The following is a 19,147-nucleotide window of genomic DNA, read 5'->3' as shown; positions in this document are numbered from 1 at the left end:
TGTATGGTCTAAATATCCTGACTTATTAAAATATCCACCTTAGTATAAATAGAATGATAGCTATAATTATTGAAATCCAGCCTACTGTGTGCGCTTTTCTACTAAGAATCACACTACCAGACTCCTTAAAAAATCTAGCATCTACGCTAATTACAACGGCGCCTTCAATCAGCATCATTGCTAAAAAATATATATCAAACAAACCTAATATTCTCATTTGTCACTCCTTCTTTTAGTGTAATTAACAAATTAATTCAAGTTATGAAAAATCTATACTTGAATATTTTTATTTTTATTTTATACAGCTAGTTTTTACGACACTTACGAAAAATATTCACTTGATACATGATAATAAATATAAAAAACGTGCAAAAATCACGAATGATTTTTACACGTTCTTATATTCCCCTAAAAAATTACATTTAAATTGTTCTTGTTAAATATATTTCTTTATATTGAATTTTAAATTTATCATAACATCTTTGGGCTTTTAACATATCGTCGAAGAAAGCAAATATCGTAGGTCCGCTTCCACTCATCATAGAACCCATTGCACCCATTTTAATCATATCTTCTTTTATCCTTTTAAGCACGGGATATTTTCTTAAAGTAACATTTTCAAGCAAGTTTTTCATGCCGTTACATACATCCTCTACCTTTTCGTCATCCATAGCCTTAATTATTGCATCAGTATCTGGATGCTTAAAAATTTTGGAAATATCTAAATTTTTAAAAACTTCCTTTGTTGATACCCCAAAACTAGGTTTTACCAGTACTAAAATCTGATTTTTAAATGGCTTAAGGGGAGTAATAATCTCTCCTATCCCTTCACATAATGCAGTTCCTCCCATTATGCAATAAGGAACATCTGCCCCTATTTTTACTCCAAGCTTCATAAGTTCATTAACATCCACATCTATTTTAAATATCTGCGGAAGCGCCCTTAAAACAGCTGCTGCATCTGCACTACCACCCGCCATACCTGCGGCAACCGGGATATTTTTTTTAAGATATATGTTTATGCCTTCATGAATATCATAAGTATCCATAAAAAGTTTTGCAGCTTTATATACTAAATTTTTCTCATCTGTAGGTATGTAAGGTTTATTACAGCTTATATTAATACCCTTATTACATTTTTGAAAGGACAAAGAATCATATAAATCTACATTTTGCATAATCATTTTTAGTAGATGATACCCGTCTTCTCTTTTACCTACTACATCTAAAGATATGTTTATTTTTCCATAAGCTTTTACTAACATGATTTTCCTCCAACTCTTATTAACAGTTTCTCATACAATATTGTCATTAAAATTAGTATATTACAACAAAATTAATATTGCTACACATAATTTAAAATAAGATACTATAATTAAAGCCCTAATGTGTTATTTACAACACATTAGGGCTAATTCCGTTTAAAATAAATATCAGTTTTTCTAAGTTGGCAAAGGCATTTTAGTTATATAATTATTCTACCTGGTATTATAAGTTTTTGCGAAACTTTTATAACATTAGGATCTTCTATTTGATTAACTCTTGCAATGTCTTGAATTGTAGTATTATATTTTTTAGCTATTTTCCACAATGTATCCGCAACTTGAACTACATAAATAGTAACACTAGCTCTTTTCGTAGGTACTTCACCCTCTATTGGAAAAACATCAACTAAGAATTTTTTTTGCACCATATAATTTACACGTACATACACTTTTACAACAGCCCTAACCGCTATATTTCCTGCCTCAATATCTACATTTATATTCTCCATTGATACTCTACACATGCTGCTCATATTTATCTTAGATCCTAATATATCAGCTCCACATGTGAAAGGAATCTCCTCAGACACAGCGGATAAATATTTTTCTTCATCATCACTTCTGTATAACACCGTTACATTCATAATACCGTCAACTACAACCTTATCCTCTATTACCTTTTTATCCGTTATACAAACATTCGCATTAGTCATAATAATCTTACTTGGAGTGCTTCTACTACTATCTAATTCTATATCACCCTTAACTAATGTCTCCGTTAATAATTGTCCTTGCATTACATTAAGACCGTAATCTTTTTTATCCATCTCAAGCATCGTAGTTGGTGAATACACATCTTCAATCATATCCACTTCTTCTTTATACATACCTCGTGTATTAGTTTTTATTATAAACTCTACATCAATAATTCTTTTTTCTCCTAAGTCATCTTCCTTAACATCATACTCCATCGCATCTACCTTGAAATCTGTATAATTATCCATATAAGGCTTTACGTCTTCAAAATCTAATTCCTTATTTACCATAACTTCGTGTTCAACATAAATTAGTTCCCTACTATCTTTGCCCTTATATATCATATTAATAAGCGCATATGCATTAAGTTGAATTTTTCCTTCGTATAATTTTACTTCTTTTTTATGAATACTAACATCACACTTTATAATTTTAGCAATCTCTGGTTTCTCCATTGGAACTTTTATATTAGCTTTCCCAATAAGTTCACCTTCAAAATTCTTTGTTACTTTATCTATACTAGTAGGATTTTTTAAATATTGTACATCCTTAACTGCTTCAATATCCTTAACTATTTGGAAATTATAATTTTTATATATTTCAGATTTTGATTTTAAAATACCCTCTAAGCATATTTTTCTCTCATTAACTATTCTGCACTCCATATGTTCTACAAAACACTCAGCATCACAAAGCATTTCTGGCATCGCACCCACTATATCTACTGTATTTGAAAATTTAGAATTATATACAACATTTTCAACATCACTGCGCTCTTGATCTTTTGTAATATAAAGTACATTATATTGAATTTCACCTTCTAAAAATACTTTATCTTGAATTATCTCTTTAGAGTTTATAGAAACTTTAACATCTAACATAAGAATTTCTTTTACGTCTGGATGAGTATCCGGTATCACGTATTCCTCTTTCACCACTGTATCAACAGTGTTCTCTCCTAGTAATTGTTCATATTCAATATTTTCCTTAATTAAATTTATCTCCATATTATACCTCCTTGTATTTCTATTGGGGTAACATTTACATATCGCCACCCTCCTAAAATACCTACTATATAATATATATATAAACAGTGATCAAAATATGATATCTATTTTTTATAATCGTATAACATAATTCATCATATTTTTTAAATAAAAAAACATATATCATGTAAAACACATTGTTATCGCTAACTAAATGCATTTCACCTAATATATGCCTTGTTAATCCTAAATTCATAAGATTAATTTATAAATATAAAAAACGATACTATGATACAGTATCGCTTATCCTGCAAAAACTATTTGAACCGTCTTTGTCAAAACATCTGAATAACTATACGTCACAGTCCTGTGGGTGTCTTTTTCTAATCTAATAACAAAAATATTTGGATATGTCTTTTCAATAACTCCATTATCCACAAGAATTTTTCTTCTTCCGCCATTAGCTTTAAGTGTTACTCTCTCGCCAACATGACTTTCAATTTCATCTTTTATTGAGGTCAATACATTAATTTTTTCCACTGCAAAACACCCTCTTTCCACATTTTATATTATATATCATATTTTTGTTTTTGTCAAGTAGGCATAACATTTTATCACTACTATAACAATATTGTCAATGTTGATTTTATGTTAACAAAATTCATTTTTCATTGATTATTAGTCATATAATTAATTTTCATCTATTTTATGAACCATTACCCGCTAAAACTCCAGTTTAACGTTAATTGTATTATATTTTATATATAAAGCCCTTTATTATATCCATCTATATATATTTTGATTTAGGAAACCCCTCTCTATACTTACCTCTAGTTTGCAATCCACCAATACCTGCAAGTCCTGTTATAGTATTTTCTATAACGTCTTCTATAGCTACAACAGTTTCTATATTTGTATAGGCTATCTTCTCTGAAACTAAAACAGGATCTAAACAATGGATTAGAACACGATTTGGAGCACTAGCGAAATTAGCACCAGCATCTAAAATTGCCTCATAACATGATTGACATGCACCTGCAAAGATTACTAAATCATCATAGTTACTATTATAAGATCTAAGGGCAATAACCGTATCTACAAAATATTTTGAATTTCTATAATTATCTAAATTCATATAATCATTTATTCCCTTCACCATGCCATCGTGCCCCGTAATCACTACTATATCAGGCTTAACTTCTTTAACAAGATTTAATATCTCATTTGCTTGGTCTTTTTCAGATATTACTCTACCTACAGCATCCAAAGATAGCTGTTTATAAGTCTTTAGACACACTTCTAAGTATTCAGCGTCACCATCCACATGCAATATTTTTCCTGGTCTTCCAAAAGTCATATTTTTATTTTTATAGTCTTTGTATTTTTCTTTTTTTGATTGTAATTCTTTAATTTTTCCTTTAAAATCAATTGCTTCCGATTTATCTCCCCTAGTTCCTTTAACCCTATTAATTAATATCTTCTTAATAGATTCATTTACTTTTTTGTTAAAAACCCTATCAATTTCATAAATAACATCTTCCGATACCAATTGTAAATCATCACTTGTTGAGTCCGCTTCTATTCTTAAATTTATTCCCTTAAGTAAAAACACTTCTTTATTATCTCTAATCACAACATCCTTTATTTTAAAAGTAATGTCTCCGCCGTAAGATTTCCTTACTACAATATCTCCTATTTTCACAAAACCACCTCCACATTTAATCTCATGTTATATATTATGAAATTATAGCTAATAGGTGAGCATGAAAAAGTTATGTAAATATTTCATCTACATAACTTTAATGAATGGTGTGCTTCATACTATTTCTGATTGTATACTCTTTTATAATCTTCAATAAATACCATAAACTTTTCTTTTTCAGAAATTAATTCCTCCATCTTCTTGTTAAAAGTGTTTTGAATCCACGTAACTTCATTATAGTAGTATCTATTGCAAAGTCTCCAGTAACGTTGTGGGAATACTAGGAATGCATATACAAGTCTGTACTCTTCTAATGACAGAGGATTTACACTACTGTATGCCTCTAATACTATTTCAGCATACTTTATGTCCCAATCCTGCTTTTTAAGCATTTTGATTAAAAAATTAGATAAATCATATGCTTTTACTTCTCTTTTGCAATAATCAAAATCAATTATGTTTACATCATTATTTTTATCAACAATAATATTATGATAAGTATAATCATGATGGCAAAACCCTTTTTCTTCTTCTGTTTGCCTACATATGTCAAAATACCTTGAGTCCTCGAGTATCGCCATAGCTCTTTTTCCGAGCATCTTTTGATCCTCTACACTCCTAATATAGTTCATATCAAAATCCGTTTTAAAATTCTTCTTTTTTCTAATCATTCCCTGCATTTTATCAAATGACTTTATTCTTTTTTCCATTAAATTTGGCCATCTTCCGAGATCTGTTTTTAACTTACTGTTTTCTGGTGGATCATACCCCTTTGATGCAATATGCATCAAAGCTAAGTTTTTTGCAGCTAAAACCAAATCCTCTTCATCTCGAAAATCACACTCGCGACCATCTATCCACTTTGAAAGTGTGTAAATATCTTCATTAACTAATGCATAAGGATTTCCTTCAGTATTCAAAAAATATCTATCCACCTTGTCAAAGCCATTATTTGCAAGATGTTCTTTAGCTCCGTATACAAACAAAAGTTTTTGTGTACCGTAACTTATTTTTTTTAGACACTTAGCTCCATCATCTGTCTTTAGTAAATACACTCCCTTGTTAGGACGTATACTTTCTATTTTAATGCCATACTGTCTTTCAATTTCAAATTCCCTCATCATATTACTCACCCCCTATATCATTTATATTACTAATATTTTATTTTAGAATAAATTCTTGAATATTTTAATAACATTTATGCTTTCTTTTAATATAATAAAATATATAGATATATTAAATCGTTGTTTAAGGAGTCTTAAAATGAAAATCGGAATTGATGCTAGAGCTGCAAAGTGGTATAGAGGAACTGGTATAGGAACTTATTCTTACCAACTAATTAACTCTTTAAATAAAATTGATAATTACAATGATTATTCGCTTTTTGTACCAAACGACTGTAATCTAGGTATACCATTTAAAAATAATTTCCATATAAAACCTATTAAACAGGAAAAACAAGATAACTTCTGGAATGAAGTAAATATTTCTAACCCATTACTAGACAAGTCTATAGATATATACCATGTCCCTCAAAATGGCATTGGTTTACCTATTAGCAAAGATTGCCCCTTTGTTATTACACTACATGATATTATTCCATATAAAATGCCAGATACCGTAGGTGACCAATATCTTAAAATTTTCAATGAAAAATTACCAAACATCATTCCTATGTGTGATGGAATAATTACTGTGTCGGAGTATTCAAAAGAAGATATTATTAAAGCTTTTAACTTTCCACGGGAAAAGATATACGTTACTTATTTAGCTAGTGAGGATATTTATAAACCCTATGATAAAACTTTTAGTAAATCTATAGTTAAAAAAAACTATTCTATTACAGGGGACTATATTTTATATATCGGAGGGTTCAGTCCTAGAAAAAATATTCTTGGATTACTTGATTCATTTAGCATGCTTCTTCCAAGATTAAAAAAAGACATTAAATTAGTCATTGCAGGTAACAAAGGTAAATCCTATGATATATATAAAAAAAGAGCACAAGCTCTTCACATTGATGATAAAGTAGTCTTTCCAGGCTTTATATCTATGAACCATATACCCTTCATGTACAATGCTTGTGAGCTCTTTGTATATCCTTCATTTTATGAAGGTTTCGGTCTACCACCAATTGAAGCAATGGCCTGTGGAATACCTGTAATAACCTCAAATGTCACATCTATACCTGAAATAGTTAAAGATTCAACACTTCTTGTAAATCCTTATGACATTAATGAGTTAAGTGAAAAAATGTACAATGTACTTCATGATGATCTCTTAAGGCAGTCTCTTATAACTAAAGGATTAAAAAGAGCCTCTACCTTAACTTGGGATAATACAGCCGCAAACACTCTAATTGCTTATCAAAACATACTAGAAACAAACAAAATATAATTTCACTACTTTAAACCCCCACATAGTGCTTTTATCACTAAGTGGGGGTTTTTCTAGCAATTATAATGATTTTTAAAGTCTTCTAAAAACTTTTCTCTATCCTCTTTATACTCTACTTTCTTCTTTAATCTATTTAAAAATACCTCTTCGCTCCATTGTTTTTTCCTTGTATAATAGTCTTTCGATATACTATAGAAATCTTCTGGAAAACTAAGCATACCATAAAGCACCTTGAGTTCCCTATCATCTAATGGGTTTACCTCTGTATATTCTTGTAAAATACTGCTACATTTATCTTTATCATAACAAAAATTTTTTATTACTTTATTAATAAAATTACAAACGTCATGAACTCTTAAATCTACAATAGCATAATCAAAATCTAAAAAATACACTTCTCCCTTATTAATTAATATATTATGATGAGCCAAATCGTGATGACAAAATACGATTTTTTCTTTTTCAGCGCATAATTCGTAATAATTTGATTCCTTAATAATATCTAAACTTTTTTTTATATTTTCTGCGTAATATTTTACATGCTCTAAAAATATATCATCAAATTCATTTTTATTTTCATTTAAGGTTGCTATGCTTTTAAAAAACATAAGTTCATCTAATTTATTTTTATAATTTTGTATAATCTTACCACCTAAGTACCGCTGCTCATTCTTTGCAAGTAGCCTTTCAAATTCTTCCTTATGCATAAGGCCTTGCGATGCTTTATGAAGCTCAGCTATTGCTTTAGATGCAAGATTTACATCAACTGGATTACTATACTCACACTCTCTCCCTTCTACTAGATTCATAATGCAATATATATCACTTTTCCATGGAACATATATTAATTCGGATTTTGTCTTTTCAAATTGAATAATTCTATCAAAATTATTATTTCTAATATACTCAATACCATAATTAATAAACTCAAGTAACTCTATACTATAGTTTACCTTTTTTAAAACTTTATTACCTTTGTTTGTATCAAGTATAAAAACCTTTCTTACTGGAATAACATCATAAACCACAAGATCAAATTTGCTAAATAAATTTATATCTAGATCATATTTACTTAAATACGCCTTATCTTTGTATCTGACGTCTAACATATTGTCACCTCTCTAGTTTCCATTTTACTAATTTAAAATAAAGGATCTCCATCTTGAACTAAAGCTTTTTTAATCCTCTGTGAAAACTTATCCTCATGCCACACTCTTTTACCTGTTCTATATCTATTACAACATTTCATGAACTCATGAGGATATGAGATTAATGCTATTAAAAATTTTTCACTATCAGCATCTAGTCCTTCGATATAACAAAATTCTTTAGCGAGCTTACAAAAATCAAACTTTGCTCCTTTTCTTTTTAACTTACTAAGTAAAGGGAGACAATCCATCTCCACCATGTTGTAACTACAATTATTAAAATCAACCACGTAAATAAAATCACTCTTCCTAAGGTTTTGAAAATCTGTATTCCCTAAGCATATTTCAGACCGCCTCATACTTCTTGTTATAATTTCTAAATAATTTGAATCCTTCACTTTCCTTATACACTCTTCTCCTCTATCAATAACTTTTTCCCCATATTTAATAATTATTTCTTCAAATGAATTTTGAGGTCCATCTTTTTTAATGTTATTTATATCTACAGTAAGCTTTTTGATAGATTTTTTATAATCTTCTACTGTTTTACCCGTGTTGTTATTTAATCTATTTCTAAGATAACCGTTAAACCCCCTACATTTTTCATGTACTGTATAAATAGCAACAAACTGCTTTATTACTAATTCTTCTGGTATGTCTATCTCTGCATTTTTATATTCAAACTCAATAACATTTGCCTTTTTAATATCCTTAAACATCATATAGTCAGAAAAATCATTATAGATGCTTATTGCCACTTGCACCACCTCAAATTCAATCTATTAATTGCTATTTACTATAGCACGATGTTATTTGTTCTTTTTACAACTTTTATCCATTTTTCTTAAAATTTCCTTATGCTGAAACTCTAACTCATTAAGTTTTTTTTGTCTTCTCCTTATTTTTTTAAGTTTTTTAACTTCATCCTTCATATTGTCAAGCTTCATATCATATTCCTCAACGGTAGATTCTTCTACTTCACTTATGTCAAATTCAGGCTCATCCATACACATCTCTTTTTTGCTTTTCCCCATAATGTTACCTCCCATATTTTATTTTTCTAAACTTATCAATAAGAATTTGTTTATCATCTTTGTCCTCATTCATCTTTTCAAGTTTCTTTAAGAAAAACTCTTCTCCCCAATCCTTTTTTTCCCAATAATATTGAATTCCTATTTGCCAATACTCTTGAGGAAATTCCATAAACGCTGCCATTACCTCTATGTCACTTTTGTATATTGGAAATGTCTCATCATACTCATACATTATGAAAAGTGCATTTTCAAGGTTCCATTTACCGTTTTTCATTCTCCTTATTAGAAGACTACTTAAATCATGTAAATGAGTGTCTAAGATGCAATAATCAAAATCAATTACACTCACGCCCCCACTTTTCTCAAGTAACACATTATGATGCGCGTAATCATGATGACAGAACCCCCTATGTTTAATTTCTTCCTTCATCTTACTTACGTATTCGCTTCTATACAGGTTATTTACTGCTTTATTACACCTTTCTAGCTCACCTTGCATAATTTTCAAATAGTTACTGTCAAATTCTGTTAAACATTTTTTTTCACTTATCCTCCTCTTAAAATCCAATATCTCATTTCCTCGAGTTTTAAAAGTTTCTATCCACTTAAGCCATGCTATTCTAGGTTTCATATCAGGTGTGACTTTAAAATTCAGACTTTTTTTATGAAGCTCTGCAAGTTTTGATGTACATAGTTTTATTTCTTCTAGGTTATCGTAATCACATTCCCTTGCATCTACCCATAGTGTTAAATAAGCATATTTATTTTGGAGTGTTATATACTCATTTTGATCATTAGTCTCAATAATTTCAGGTATACTTTGAAATCCATTATTCTGCAAATGTTTTATTGCGCCAATAATAAATAAAAAATGACCAAGTTCATAATTAACTATTTTTAAACAATACTTATTATCTCTAGTTTCTATCCTATAAACGTTTTTTATTTTTTCTATATTATCAATATTAAGAGAGTAATTATCCTTTACTATCTCCTTTACCTCTTCTATTTCCAAATCAATGCCTCCAAATTATTGTTCTACTGCAATATATGTACATTTAGAATGATTTGTGCACAATTATATTTGCTCAAATGACACACTTTTTAAGTTAAAATAGTATATTAATATATATAATATTTTTAATAAATTCTTTTAACCATAAGGCTTTTTTAATAATTTTAAGGAGTGAATCCTATGAAGATTGCAATTGATGCTAGAGGCATCAATTTATATAATGGAACTGGTATCGGGACTTATACAGAAAATATACTTAAAAATTTAATCACCATAGATTCTTCTAATAATTACCACATTTTTTGGTCAGGAAATAATTTTGAAAGTATAAAAAAAGAGAACTGCAAAATAATAATGACATCAAAAAAACATCAAAGATTCTTTGAGGATTATTATTTCCCAGAAAATATTTCAAAAGAAAACATAGATATATATCATATGCCACAAAACGGCATAGGTTTTTCGCAGGCAATATCTTGTAAGAAAGTAGTCACTATCCATGATTTGATTCCATACGTTATGCCTGAAACAGTCGGACGAGGTTATTTACTGAAATTTTTAAAAGAGATGCCAATAATTGTAGGTAACTCTGATGGAATAATAACAGTGTCTGAATTTTCAAAACGAGATATTCTTAAATATTTCCCAATAGACGAGTCTAAAATCTTCGTAACTCCATTGGCTGCGGACGCAAAATATGCACCACTTGATAGACTTCACTGTAAAAACTTTTTAAAAAAAGCATATAATTTAAATAACCCATTTTTACTCTATCTCGGTGGTTTTAGCGAAAGAAAAAATGTAGCATCTGCAATAACTGCTTTTTCTAAAGTATATAAAGATTTAAGTGAAAATTACGATTTAGTTATTGTAGGTGATTATAGAGACTCCGGTCAAAAATTAATGAAACTTACAAATGAACTAAACATGTTATCTCATGTTATTTTCGCAGGTTTCGTACCTGAAGAGCATTTACCTCTTTTTTATAACAGCTGTGATGCCCTCATCTATCCATCTTTTTATGAAGGGTTTGGACTTCCCCCACTTGAGGCAATGAATTGTGGAACTCCTGTTATAGCCTCTAATCTTACCTCCATTCCAGAAGTTGTAGGCGACACTGGCATTTTAATAAATCCCTATGATATTGAAAGTATCGCTTTTGCCATAGGGAACCTTTTAAGTAGTGAAAATTTGAGATCTGAACTTAGTGCTAAGGCATTACTAAGAGCTAAACAATTTTCATGGCAAAACACTGCGAGCCTTACTCTTAAAGTCTATGAGAGTGTTTATAATAGTGAATTTACATCATAGTAAAAGTATTATTTTTCCTTTACGTGCATTGTAATAAAAATCTAAACAAGAAATCCCATTAAAAAATTCTAAATGGGATTTCAATATAATATTTAGTTCATACGTTTTTTCAAATGTATCCTTATATTTTGCCATCCGAGGATCATCTCTAAAATAACTATGCCTAACACATAAAGTTACAAACTTAATCTAAATTTTCTCATGAATAGTTTATATGTAGCAAAATATGATACTATCCAAAGTATAATCCAATATAGAAAAATTTCTATAAAACTATAATTTTCATCAAATAAACAATATCCAATCATTTGTATTGGACTAATATGAAAATAAATACTAGTTCCATTTACTGCACATATTAATAATTCGCCAATAAATATATACATAATCCATGGGATACCTTGAACTGCAAATATATTTTTAAATATATTTGATGTTATAAGACCTGAAACAGTTATGACCATAGAAATAATACTAAAGAGTATCATCACTATAAAAATGTAAATAAATGGATTGCTTACATATAGATCTAATGAAACAGTAGGTATTATGTGACCTTCTACAAGTGGTTTCGTAGGCAAGTGATATGGACTTGTAATAATACTGTACAAGAATGCAACCAGTTGAAATCCTAATGTAACTATAAATGATACTAAAGATATAGCTATAGTTTTATATCTAATAAATTCTTTATGAGTTATTCTCGAAAGTGAAAATTGGAGAAAACTTGTTTTGTAATCTAAAAACAATGAATCACCAAATATTAATATAATTACTAAAGGAAAGATTAAAGACATATAACTATGCATAGGTACGCATAAAGCTTTGAAATAGCCAATAAAGAAATTACTTTGATTTAACGAAAAGTTAGGTTTATTCATAACTGATATATGAATAAAAGCTCCCATGAAAATTATAAAAGCTAATAATGTTTGCCACCTACAAATTCTTATAAATTCTATTTTTAAAAATCTTTTAACCATATTAAATACTCCTTAGTTCTTCTAATTTTTTGAAGCTGTATAATCATTGTGTGTTACAAATATAATCGAAACAACTATGTTTATTAAAAATAATACAATGTTCATTTCAATACTTTTTAGATATGATCCAATATTTGGAGCTATATCTATGGTTGATGGATAATTAATTGGTGATACTATTCTGGGGATTATTCCCTGCATGTATAATACTCCAAGCATTATACATAAGATTAATATTACTATATAACTATTTGCATACTTATTGAAAATTAAGTTTATTGTTTGAAATAATGTTGTTATAGCAATAAATCCTGTGAGTAAAACACAAAAAATGATAAACTCCATTTTATGAGGATTAATGCTTGAAGCAAAAATTTTAGGATAATATAAATAAGTATATGTACCCCATTTATTAAAAGCTGGAAAAGCTATGTGTGATAAAAATTTAGTTATAACCATTAACAGTATAGTGAAAATAAAAGTTATTAATATTAAAGATAATATTTTAGCAGTCCACCATCTTAATTTTGAGCCAGCTCTTGTCAATAAAAGCACATCAAAACCACCAATTATACTTGTGCTAGATTGAACTAACAAAAGTAAAATACCAATTAACAATATCCATTGAAATAGATTTGGAAGATAAAAAATTTTATCGAGGCCTCCGCATACTTTTAAAATTCCATCTGTGCTTGTAGCATCCACTTTCTCTATATTTTTAGTATCTATTAGTATATATACTTGTAGTAATATATTTAGGAATAACAGTACTAATATATAAACATTCCTTTTTTTATAGCATGAATAAAGTTCGTTTACAATTAATCGTTTCATTAGTTATCTTAACCTTTCTTAGATAAATTCATAGTTCTAATCTTAAAACAACCTATAACAAAAAGTAATATTAGCATTAGACCTAAAAATTTCATTGAATAAATTACCGTAAAACTTTGAAATGTCAAATCTGGCTTACCTGAAGATAAAGTTCTATAAGGAAAGAATGTAGAATGATTCGCTAACCTCCCTTGAACAATCGGAGAAAAAAACATCTGAGATTGATCATGAAAAATAGCCAGAGTTCCTTGTATCACAAGTAATCCTACTCCCACAAAACTATAAAATGAATTATTAAATATCAAAGATATAATTAATATAATAAGTCCTAATGTACTTAATGTTAAAATAAATAATCCATATTGAATCGCTAAAGTGGTAATAATATTATTTCCAGATTTTATTGAGCATGTTACTACATCGTAATAATATTCACCTTTAAATGGTAACTTATATACGAGCGAAATAATAATTATATTAACTAAGCAACATAAAAACAGCAAATTTGATGTTATAAATACAATTGCGACTTTTGATATAAAGTATGATACTCTATTAGATATTCTGGATAAGAAAAACTCTATGTAGCCACCTTCACAATCCCTTGTAAATATATCGCCAATTAAATAACAGTAAATTATAGGCATCACTAAAATCATTACTAATGGGTATGAAAAGTAAATAAATAGAAAGTCCCAAAAAACTAATGGCGCTCCTTTAGGCAGGCAATCTCCTGGAGCAAGATATTTTAAGAGTATGGTTAAAACAAATAACATAGCAAAAGTATAAATCCTTTTTTTATAATTCAAAGAAAAATAGTGTTTAATCATGCACGTAATCATTGCACACCATCATTATTATCTAAATCTCTTAATATAGTTAAACTACCACCATCGATTTTATATATGCTATGACACAATTCATCAATTTCCTCTTTTCTATGTGATACAATAATAAAACTTGAACCTTTACTTTTCATACTCTTAACAATGTTTGAAAATATTTCCACCCCATTTGAATCTAATCCATTAGTAGGCTCATCAAAAAGTACAAGTACTGGGTTTTCCATTATAGCTTGTGCAATTCCTAATCTTTGCCTCATACCTAAAGAGTATTTTCCAACAGACTTTTTATTGTTATTATCTAACCCCACTAGCTTAATAACTGATCTTATATCGTCATCATTAATAACATTACGAATAGACGCCAACATATGTAAATTTGTATATCCAGTAAAATGCTGCAAAAATATAGGGTTTTCAATTAGAGCCCCTACATTTGTTGGTAGTCCCCCTAAAAGTCCTGGTAAAACTTTGTTCCCATCAACAATAACTTCACCTTCATTAGGATAGATAAGCCCCATTATTATTCTAAGTAATGTTGTTTTTCCACAGCCATTAGTTCCGATGATTCCAACTACTTCACCTTTATTTATACTCAAATTAATATTTTTTAATATTTCTATTCCTTTAAATTTTTTAGAAACTCCCGTTAAAGATAATATTTTTTTATTTTCCAATATTCTCATCCTCTTTTCTATATAATTTATTTTTTTAACTCGAACCATAACATATTAGATATTAAATAGTATTTATTTTTATTATCTAATAATAAAATCTACAATTTCTTCACATATCAAAGATATTTAATTAAAACAAATTTATAAAACCCTCTATTAGTATTACGATTAGGCAATCGAAAAGTATACAAAAACTTATAATATAGTTTAATATTCCCTATTACCAAGGCGTGCCCTCTAAATTACTATCCATATTAATACAAAAACACCATATTTAATAAAAGGAAAAAGTCACCTGAATTCCAGATGACTTTTTCCTTTTGATTCAATATACTATCTTGAATATGTTTGATAATTCAAGAAACATACTTACTAAATTTATTTATTTTTTTTACCAAACCAGGTCTTTCCCACTGTCCACGCTGTTATTACTGCGCCTAAAAGAATAGCTACTATTCCCGCTCTATTTTCCATTGGAATACCTCCTCACCTCATATATAACTACAAGTTTAACCCAATTGTACCATACAATCTATAGTTATATGGTAATATCGGTTAAAGTATACAAATCATACATTATTAACTTATAATATTATTTGCTTAATATAAATTAATAGTGTATGCTGATCTGTTAAGGAGTTGTGATATATGAATATAAGAGATTTAGAATATTTTTATTATTTATGCCAAAATAAAAGTTTCACAAAAACTGCAGAAATGCTTTTTGTTTCCCAGCCTTCAATAACAATGGCACTACATAAAATTGAAAAAGAACTTGGAGAAAGACTTGTAATTAGAGATCATTCTAAAGCACAACTTTCCTTAACTGAAGCTGGAAAAATCCTTGAGAAACGAGCATACAATGTTCTACATGAATTAAAAGCAGCAAAACTTGAAATATCAAGAATAAGCGGAGCAAAAATAAAATTAGGAGTTCCACCGATGATTGGCGCTTATTTTTTCCCGCCTTTCATGAAGGTGTTAGATATAAATGGTCTTGTGAACCATATTGAACTTGTTGAAACAGGTTCCACAGCGATGAAAAAGTTACTAGATTCTGGTCAAGTTGATATTGCATTAATAGGTTCCATTGCGCCTTTAAAAGATAATGACCTTAATACCACTATTTTAAAAACAGACCAATTCATGGTTTGTACAAGTAATAGTCACCCACTTTTAAATAAACCTGAAGTTAACTTTAGCGAACTTAAAGATGAGCGTTTTACGGTCCTAGGTGATTCATATATTCATAATAAAGTAATAAAAGATCTTTGTTTGGAAAATGGTGTTGACATGAAAAATTTCTATTACACAACTGAAATACAAACAGCAAAATCCCTAATAGCTTCTGGAGTTGGTATAGGAATAATGATCAATATGGCAGTTGAAAATATGTCATCAATAAAAACAGTCTCTCTAGTTCCAGTTATAAATTTTTATATATCTTTTGTTGTAAAAAAAGAACATTATATGACTTCTATTGAAAAAGAAATAATGGGGATACTGCTTAAAAAGTAAAAACAGCCCCTTAATCTATTTTATTTGTAAATTGGTTCCCAAATACTATCCTCCACTGCCTTTTTAACATCTACAATTTCAATTTGGTTTAACCCTTCTTTAATTGCTTGCTTCACCACAGCAATTGCTACAAGTTTTGATGCTTCTCTAACTTTTTCAACTGAAGGTAAAATTGCAGCTCCAGGCTTTGAAAAATCTTGAAGAGATGCTATTCCATGAGCGGCTGCAGATAACATTCCATCGGATACAGTTTTAGCTTTTGCAACTATTATACCAAGTCCTAATCCAGGATATAATAACGCATTATTAGCTTGACCAATAGTGTATGTTACCCCATTATGCTCAATTGGTTCAGAGGGGCTTCCAGTTACAACTAATGCACGGCCATCTGTCCATTTTATTAAGTCTGTAGCTTTTGCTTCTGCAAGTTTAGTAGGATTTGAAATAGGCATAATAGCAGGTTTTTCATTTAACTCTGCCATTTTTCTTACGGCTTCTTCTGTGAATGCACCAGGTACTCCAGAAGTTCCAATAAGTACTGTAGGCTTAGTAGCCTCTACTATCTCAGCAAGATTAGTAAGTGGTTTTTTAAATTCACCTCTGGCTCTTGCATACTTTTTCTGACCCTCAGTAAGATTATCCATATCTTGCGTAATGAGACCAAAGCGATCAACAAGATAGAATTGCTTTATTGCGTCTTCCTCTGATAATCCACTTTGCATTTTTTCAAGTAATATTTGATCTGATATACCTATCCCCGCAGTACCACCACCAAAAACTAATATTTTGTGATCCTTAATTGGTATACCAGTAACCTCGCCAATAGCACTCATTGCTGATACCATCATTACCCCAGTCCCCTGTATATCGTCATTAAACGTACAAATTTTTGATCTGTAATTTTCAAGAATGGCACTTGCATTGCCACGCCCAAAATCTTCCCAATGAAGAAGTACTTCAGGAAATAACTCAAGAACAATCTTTACAAATTTATCAATAAAGTCATAGTATTTTTCTCCAGTGACTCTTTTGTGTTTATTTCCAAGATAAAGTGGATCATTTAAAAGTGATTCGTTGTTTGTTCCAGAATCTATTACTATAGGAAGAGCATTTTTAGGATTAACACCTGCAGCTACCGTATATACGGCAAGCTTTCCTATGGATATATCAACTCCTTGAACACCCCAATCACCTATTCCAAGAACTCCTTCACCATCAGTAACAACAATCAATTTTATTTCATCAAGATCCTTTAAAGAGTTCTCAATAGATTTTTTAATGTCTTCGGGATGATCTATTGAAAGGAAAACGGCATCCTTTGGAGTATCATAGATTTTTGAATAGTTTATTACTGCATCACCTATAGTTGGAGTATATATTACAGGAAGAAATTCAGTAATATGTTTACTTATAACATAGCTGAAAAGTGTTTTGTTAGTGTCATATAAGTTCATAAGGTAATTACGTTTTTCTAATTTATCTTCAAAATCTTTAGCTCTTTGATAAATTATCTGTTCTTGCTGCTCAATAGTTCTTACATCGTTTGGTAATAATCCTATAAGTTCATACTTTTTTCTTTCTTCCTTTGTAAACGCAGTTCCTTTGTTTAAATAAGGATTTCTTAATAAGTCTTGGCCTTTTAAATTTATCATTTAATACCACTCCTTTTAATTTTTTTCTTTTATATTTAACTCTATTATACTTTTATTTTTTTTTATAACAAATATATATTATTTATTACGTTATAAAAAAAATTTATAACCTGGCAAATATGATGATACTTTATCTCTAACAAAAAAAATAGTTACTCACTTAACCAAAGGCTATAATGACCATCGGTTAAGAGAATAACTTATCTTTATCCTTAGATAAATTCTAAATATAGTTTATAATTTATTTATAATGCTTGCTAAATATCCCGCTCCAAAACCATTGTCTATATTAACAACACTTACTCCACTAGAGCAGCTATTTAACATACTAAGCAGTGCAGCAAGCCCTTTAAAGCTAGCTCCGTACCCTACGCTTGTAGGAACAGCTATAACTGGTTTATCAACTAAGCCTCCAACAACGCTTGTTAGTGCTCCTTCCATCCCAGCCACAGTGATAATTACCTTAGCGCGCCTTATAACGTCTAAATTATCAAAAAGCCTATGAATACCAGCTACACCTACATCATAAATTCTCTCAACTCTATTTCCAAAAATTTCAGCAGTAACAGCGGCTTCTTCCGCAACAGGTATATCAGACGTTCCTCCTGTTACTAGTGCAATATATGTGCTCGATGGTTCAGTCTCCTTTCTTTTAATTACAATTGTCCTTGCAAGTTCATTATACTGGGCATCACCACATATTTCTTTAATACCCTCATACATAACCTTGGTAGCCCTTGTGCCAAGAATATTAACATCCTTAGTAAGCATTAGACTTACTATTCCTTTTATCTGCTCCACAGTTTTACCTTCACAATATATAACCTCTGGATAACCAACTCTAAGTTCTCTATGATTATCTATTTTTGCAAACCCTAAATCTGAATAAGACAGATCTTTTAACTTATCCATACCATCTTCAATAGATATATCACCATTTTTTATATTTTTAAGAAAGTTCTCCATCTCTTTTGAATTCATATGTCACCCACCTTTTTAAATTTAAAGTTCCCTTATTTTATCCTTT

19 protein-coding genes are annotated in these 19,147 nt (G+C 29.5%); 3 read left to right on the top strand and 16 right to left on the bottom strand.

What is annotated here, in order from left to right; translation table 11 throughout:
- Nucleotides 1–25: 25 nt before the first annotated feature.
- From A7L45_RS01040 to A7L45_RS01015, 6 genes are all read right to left on the bottom strand, one after another.
- Nucleotides 26–217, bottom strand: coding sequence for a CLC_0170 family protein (locus A7L45_RS01040; protein WP_071611051.1), 192 nt, complete (start codon nucleotides 215–217; stop codon nucleotides 26–28).
- Between the two features lie 205 nt (nucleotides 218–422).
- Entirely contained in the window at nucleotides 423–1,265 is an 843-nt protein-coding gene (gene ispE, locus A7L45_RS01035) for a 4-(cytidine 5'-diphospho)-2-C-methyl-D-erythritol kinase (RefSeq protein ID WP_071611050.1), read from the bottom strand.
- 200 nt (nucleotides 1,266–1,465) lie between these two features.
- Nucleotides 1,466–3,028, bottom strand: coding sequence for a DUF3794 and LysM peptidoglycan-binding domain-containing protein (locus A7L45_RS01030; RefSeq protein ID WP_071611049.1), 1,563 nt, complete (start codon nucleotides 3,026–3,028; stop codon nucleotides 1,466–1,468).
- Nucleotides 3,029–3,310: 282 nt separating this feature from the next.
- Nucleotides 3,311–3,547 carry a Veg family protein gene (locus A7L45_RS01025; protein ID WP_071611048.1) on the bottom strand — a complete coding sequence of 79 codons (237 nt, stop codon included), beginning with the start codon at nucleotides 3,545–3,547 and terminating at the stop codon, nucleotides 3,311–3,313.
- A 247-nt stretch (nucleotides 3,548–3,794) separates the two neighbouring features.
- Nucleotides 3,795–4,709: a sporulation peptidase YabG gene (gene yabG / locus A7L45_RS01020; RefSeq protein WP_071611047.1), complete on the bottom strand. Its 915-nt coding sequence runs from the start codon at nucleotides 4,707–4,709 to the stop codon at nucleotides 3,795–3,797.
- A 119-nt stretch (nucleotides 4,710–4,828) separates the two neighbouring features.
- Nucleotides 4,829–5,833: a CotS family spore coat protein gene (locus tag A7L45_RS01015; RefSeq protein ID WP_071611046.1), complete on the bottom strand. Its 1,005-nt coding sequence runs from the start codon at nucleotides 5,831–5,833 to the stop codon at nucleotides 4,829–4,831.
- Between the two features lie 139 nt (nucleotides 5,834–5,972).
- On the opposite strand from A7L45_RS01015, the gene A7L45_RS01010 reads away from it, so the two are divergent.
- Complete coding sequence (locus A7L45_RS01010; protein ID WP_071611045.1) at nucleotides 5,973–7,106, top strand: glycosyltransferase family 4 protein; 1,134 nt, start codon at nucleotides 5,973–5,975, stop codon at nucleotides 7,104–7,106.
- Nucleotides 7,107–7,159: 53 nt separating this feature from the next.
- On the opposite strand, the gene A7L45_RS01005 is transcribed toward A7L45_RS01010, so the two are convergent.
- Genes A7L45_RS01005 through A7L45_RS00990 form a run of 4 tightly spaced genes read right to left on the bottom strand, consistent with a single transcriptional unit; the run spans nucleotide 7,160 to nucleotide 10,303 of the window.
- A complete protein-coding gene (locus tag A7L45_RS01005) occupies nucleotides 7,160–8,215 on the bottom strand; it encodes a CotS family spore coat protein (RefSeq protein WP_071611044.1) in 1,056 nt (351 codons plus the stop codon).
- Nucleotides 8,216–8,247: 32 nt separating this feature from the next.
- Nucleotides 8,248–9,012, bottom strand: a complete 765-nt coding sequence (locus A7L45_RS01000; RefSeq protein WP_084647312.1) for a hypothetical protein — start codon at nucleotides 9,010–9,012, stop codon at nucleotides 8,248–8,250.
- Between the two features lie 51 nt (nucleotides 9,013–9,063).
- Nucleotides 9,064–9,288: a hypothetical protein gene (locus A7L45_RS00995; protein WP_084647311.1), complete on the bottom strand. Its 225-nt coding sequence runs from the start codon at nucleotides 9,286–9,288 to the stop codon at nucleotides 9,064–9,066.
- A 4-nt stretch (nucleotides 9,289–9,292) separates the two neighbouring features.
- Nucleotides 9,293–10,303 (bottom strand): CotS family spore coat protein, encoded by a 1,011-nt coding sequence (locus A7L45_RS00990; protein ID WP_071611043.1) that lies wholly within the window; start codon nucleotides 10,301–10,303, stop codon nucleotides 9,293–9,295.
- Between the two features lie 180 nt (nucleotides 10,304–10,483).
- Between A7L45_RS00990 and A7L45_RS00985 the strand changes: the two genes are divergently transcribed.
- Nucleotides 10,484–11,614: a glycosyltransferase family 4 protein gene (locus tag A7L45_RS00985; RefSeq protein WP_071611042.1), complete on the top strand. Its 1,131-nt coding sequence runs from the start codon at nucleotides 10,484–10,486 to the stop codon at nucleotides 11,612–11,614.
- A 176-nt stretch (nucleotides 11,615–11,790) separates the two neighbouring features.
- Here A7L45_RS00985 and A7L45_RS00980 read toward each other — a convergent pair whose 3' ends face one another.
- Genes A7L45_RS00980 through A7L45_RS00965 form a run of 4 tightly spaced genes read right to left on the bottom strand, consistent with a single transcriptional unit; the run spans nucleotide 11,791 to nucleotide 14,950 of the window.
- Entirely contained in the window at nucleotides 11,791–12,597 is an 807-nt protein-coding gene (locus A7L45_RS00980; protein ID WP_071611041.1) for a hypothetical protein, read from the bottom strand.
- 21 nt (nucleotides 12,598–12,618) lie between these two features.
- Complete coding sequence (locus tag A7L45_RS00975) at nucleotides 12,619–13,431, bottom strand: DUF2705 family protein (RefSeq protein ID WP_071611040.1); 813 nt, start codon at nucleotides 13,429–13,431, stop codon at nucleotides 12,619–12,621.
- Between the two features lie 8 nt (nucleotides 13,432–13,439).
- Nucleotides 13,440–14,240 (bottom strand): hypothetical protein, encoded by an 801-nt coding sequence (locus A7L45_RS00970; protein ID WP_170288088.1) that lies wholly within the window; start codon nucleotides 14,238–14,240, stop codon nucleotides 13,440–13,442.
- 29 nt (nucleotides 14,241–14,269) lie between these two features.
- Nucleotides 14,270–14,950: an ABC transporter ATP-binding protein gene (locus A7L45_RS00965; protein WP_071611038.1), complete on the bottom strand. Its 681-nt coding sequence runs from the start codon at nucleotides 14,948–14,950 to the stop codon at nucleotides 14,270–14,272.
- 648 nt (nucleotides 14,951–15,598) lie between these two features.
- On the opposite strand from A7L45_RS00965, the gene A7L45_RS00960 reads away from it, so the two are divergent.
- Nucleotides 15,599–16,468, top strand: a complete 870-nt coding sequence (locus A7L45_RS00960) for a LysR family transcriptional regulator (protein ID WP_071611037.1) — start codon at nucleotides 15,599–15,601, stop codon at nucleotides 16,466–16,468.
- 20 nt (nucleotides 16,469–16,488) lie between these two features.
- Here A7L45_RS00960 and A7L45_RS00955 read toward each other — a convergent pair whose 3' ends face one another.
- On the bottom strand, nucleotides 16,489–18,120 hold the full coding sequence (locus tag A7L45_RS00955) for an NAD-dependent malic enzyme (RefSeq protein WP_071611036.1): 1,632 nt from the start codon (nucleotides 18,118–18,120) through the stop codon (nucleotides 16,489–16,491).
- Nucleotides 18,121–18,354: 234 nt separating this feature from the next.
- Nucleotides 18,355–19,101, bottom strand: coding sequence for a nickel pincer cofactor biosynthesis protein LarB (gene larB, locus A7L45_RS00950; RefSeq protein ID WP_071611035.1), 747 nt, complete (start codon nucleotides 19,099–19,101; stop codon nucleotides 18,355–18,357).
- Nucleotides 19,102–19,147 lie beyond the last annotated feature (46 nt).

Source organism: Clostridium estertheticum subsp. estertheticum, from assembly GCF_001877035.1.
Taxonomy (GTDB): domain Bacteria; phylum Bacillota; class Clostridia; order Clostridiales; family Clostridiaceae; genus Clostridium_AD; species Clostridium_AD estertheticum.
Note: the sequence above shows the minus strand (reverse complement) of the source record. Positions and strands in the feature narration are given on the sequence as shown.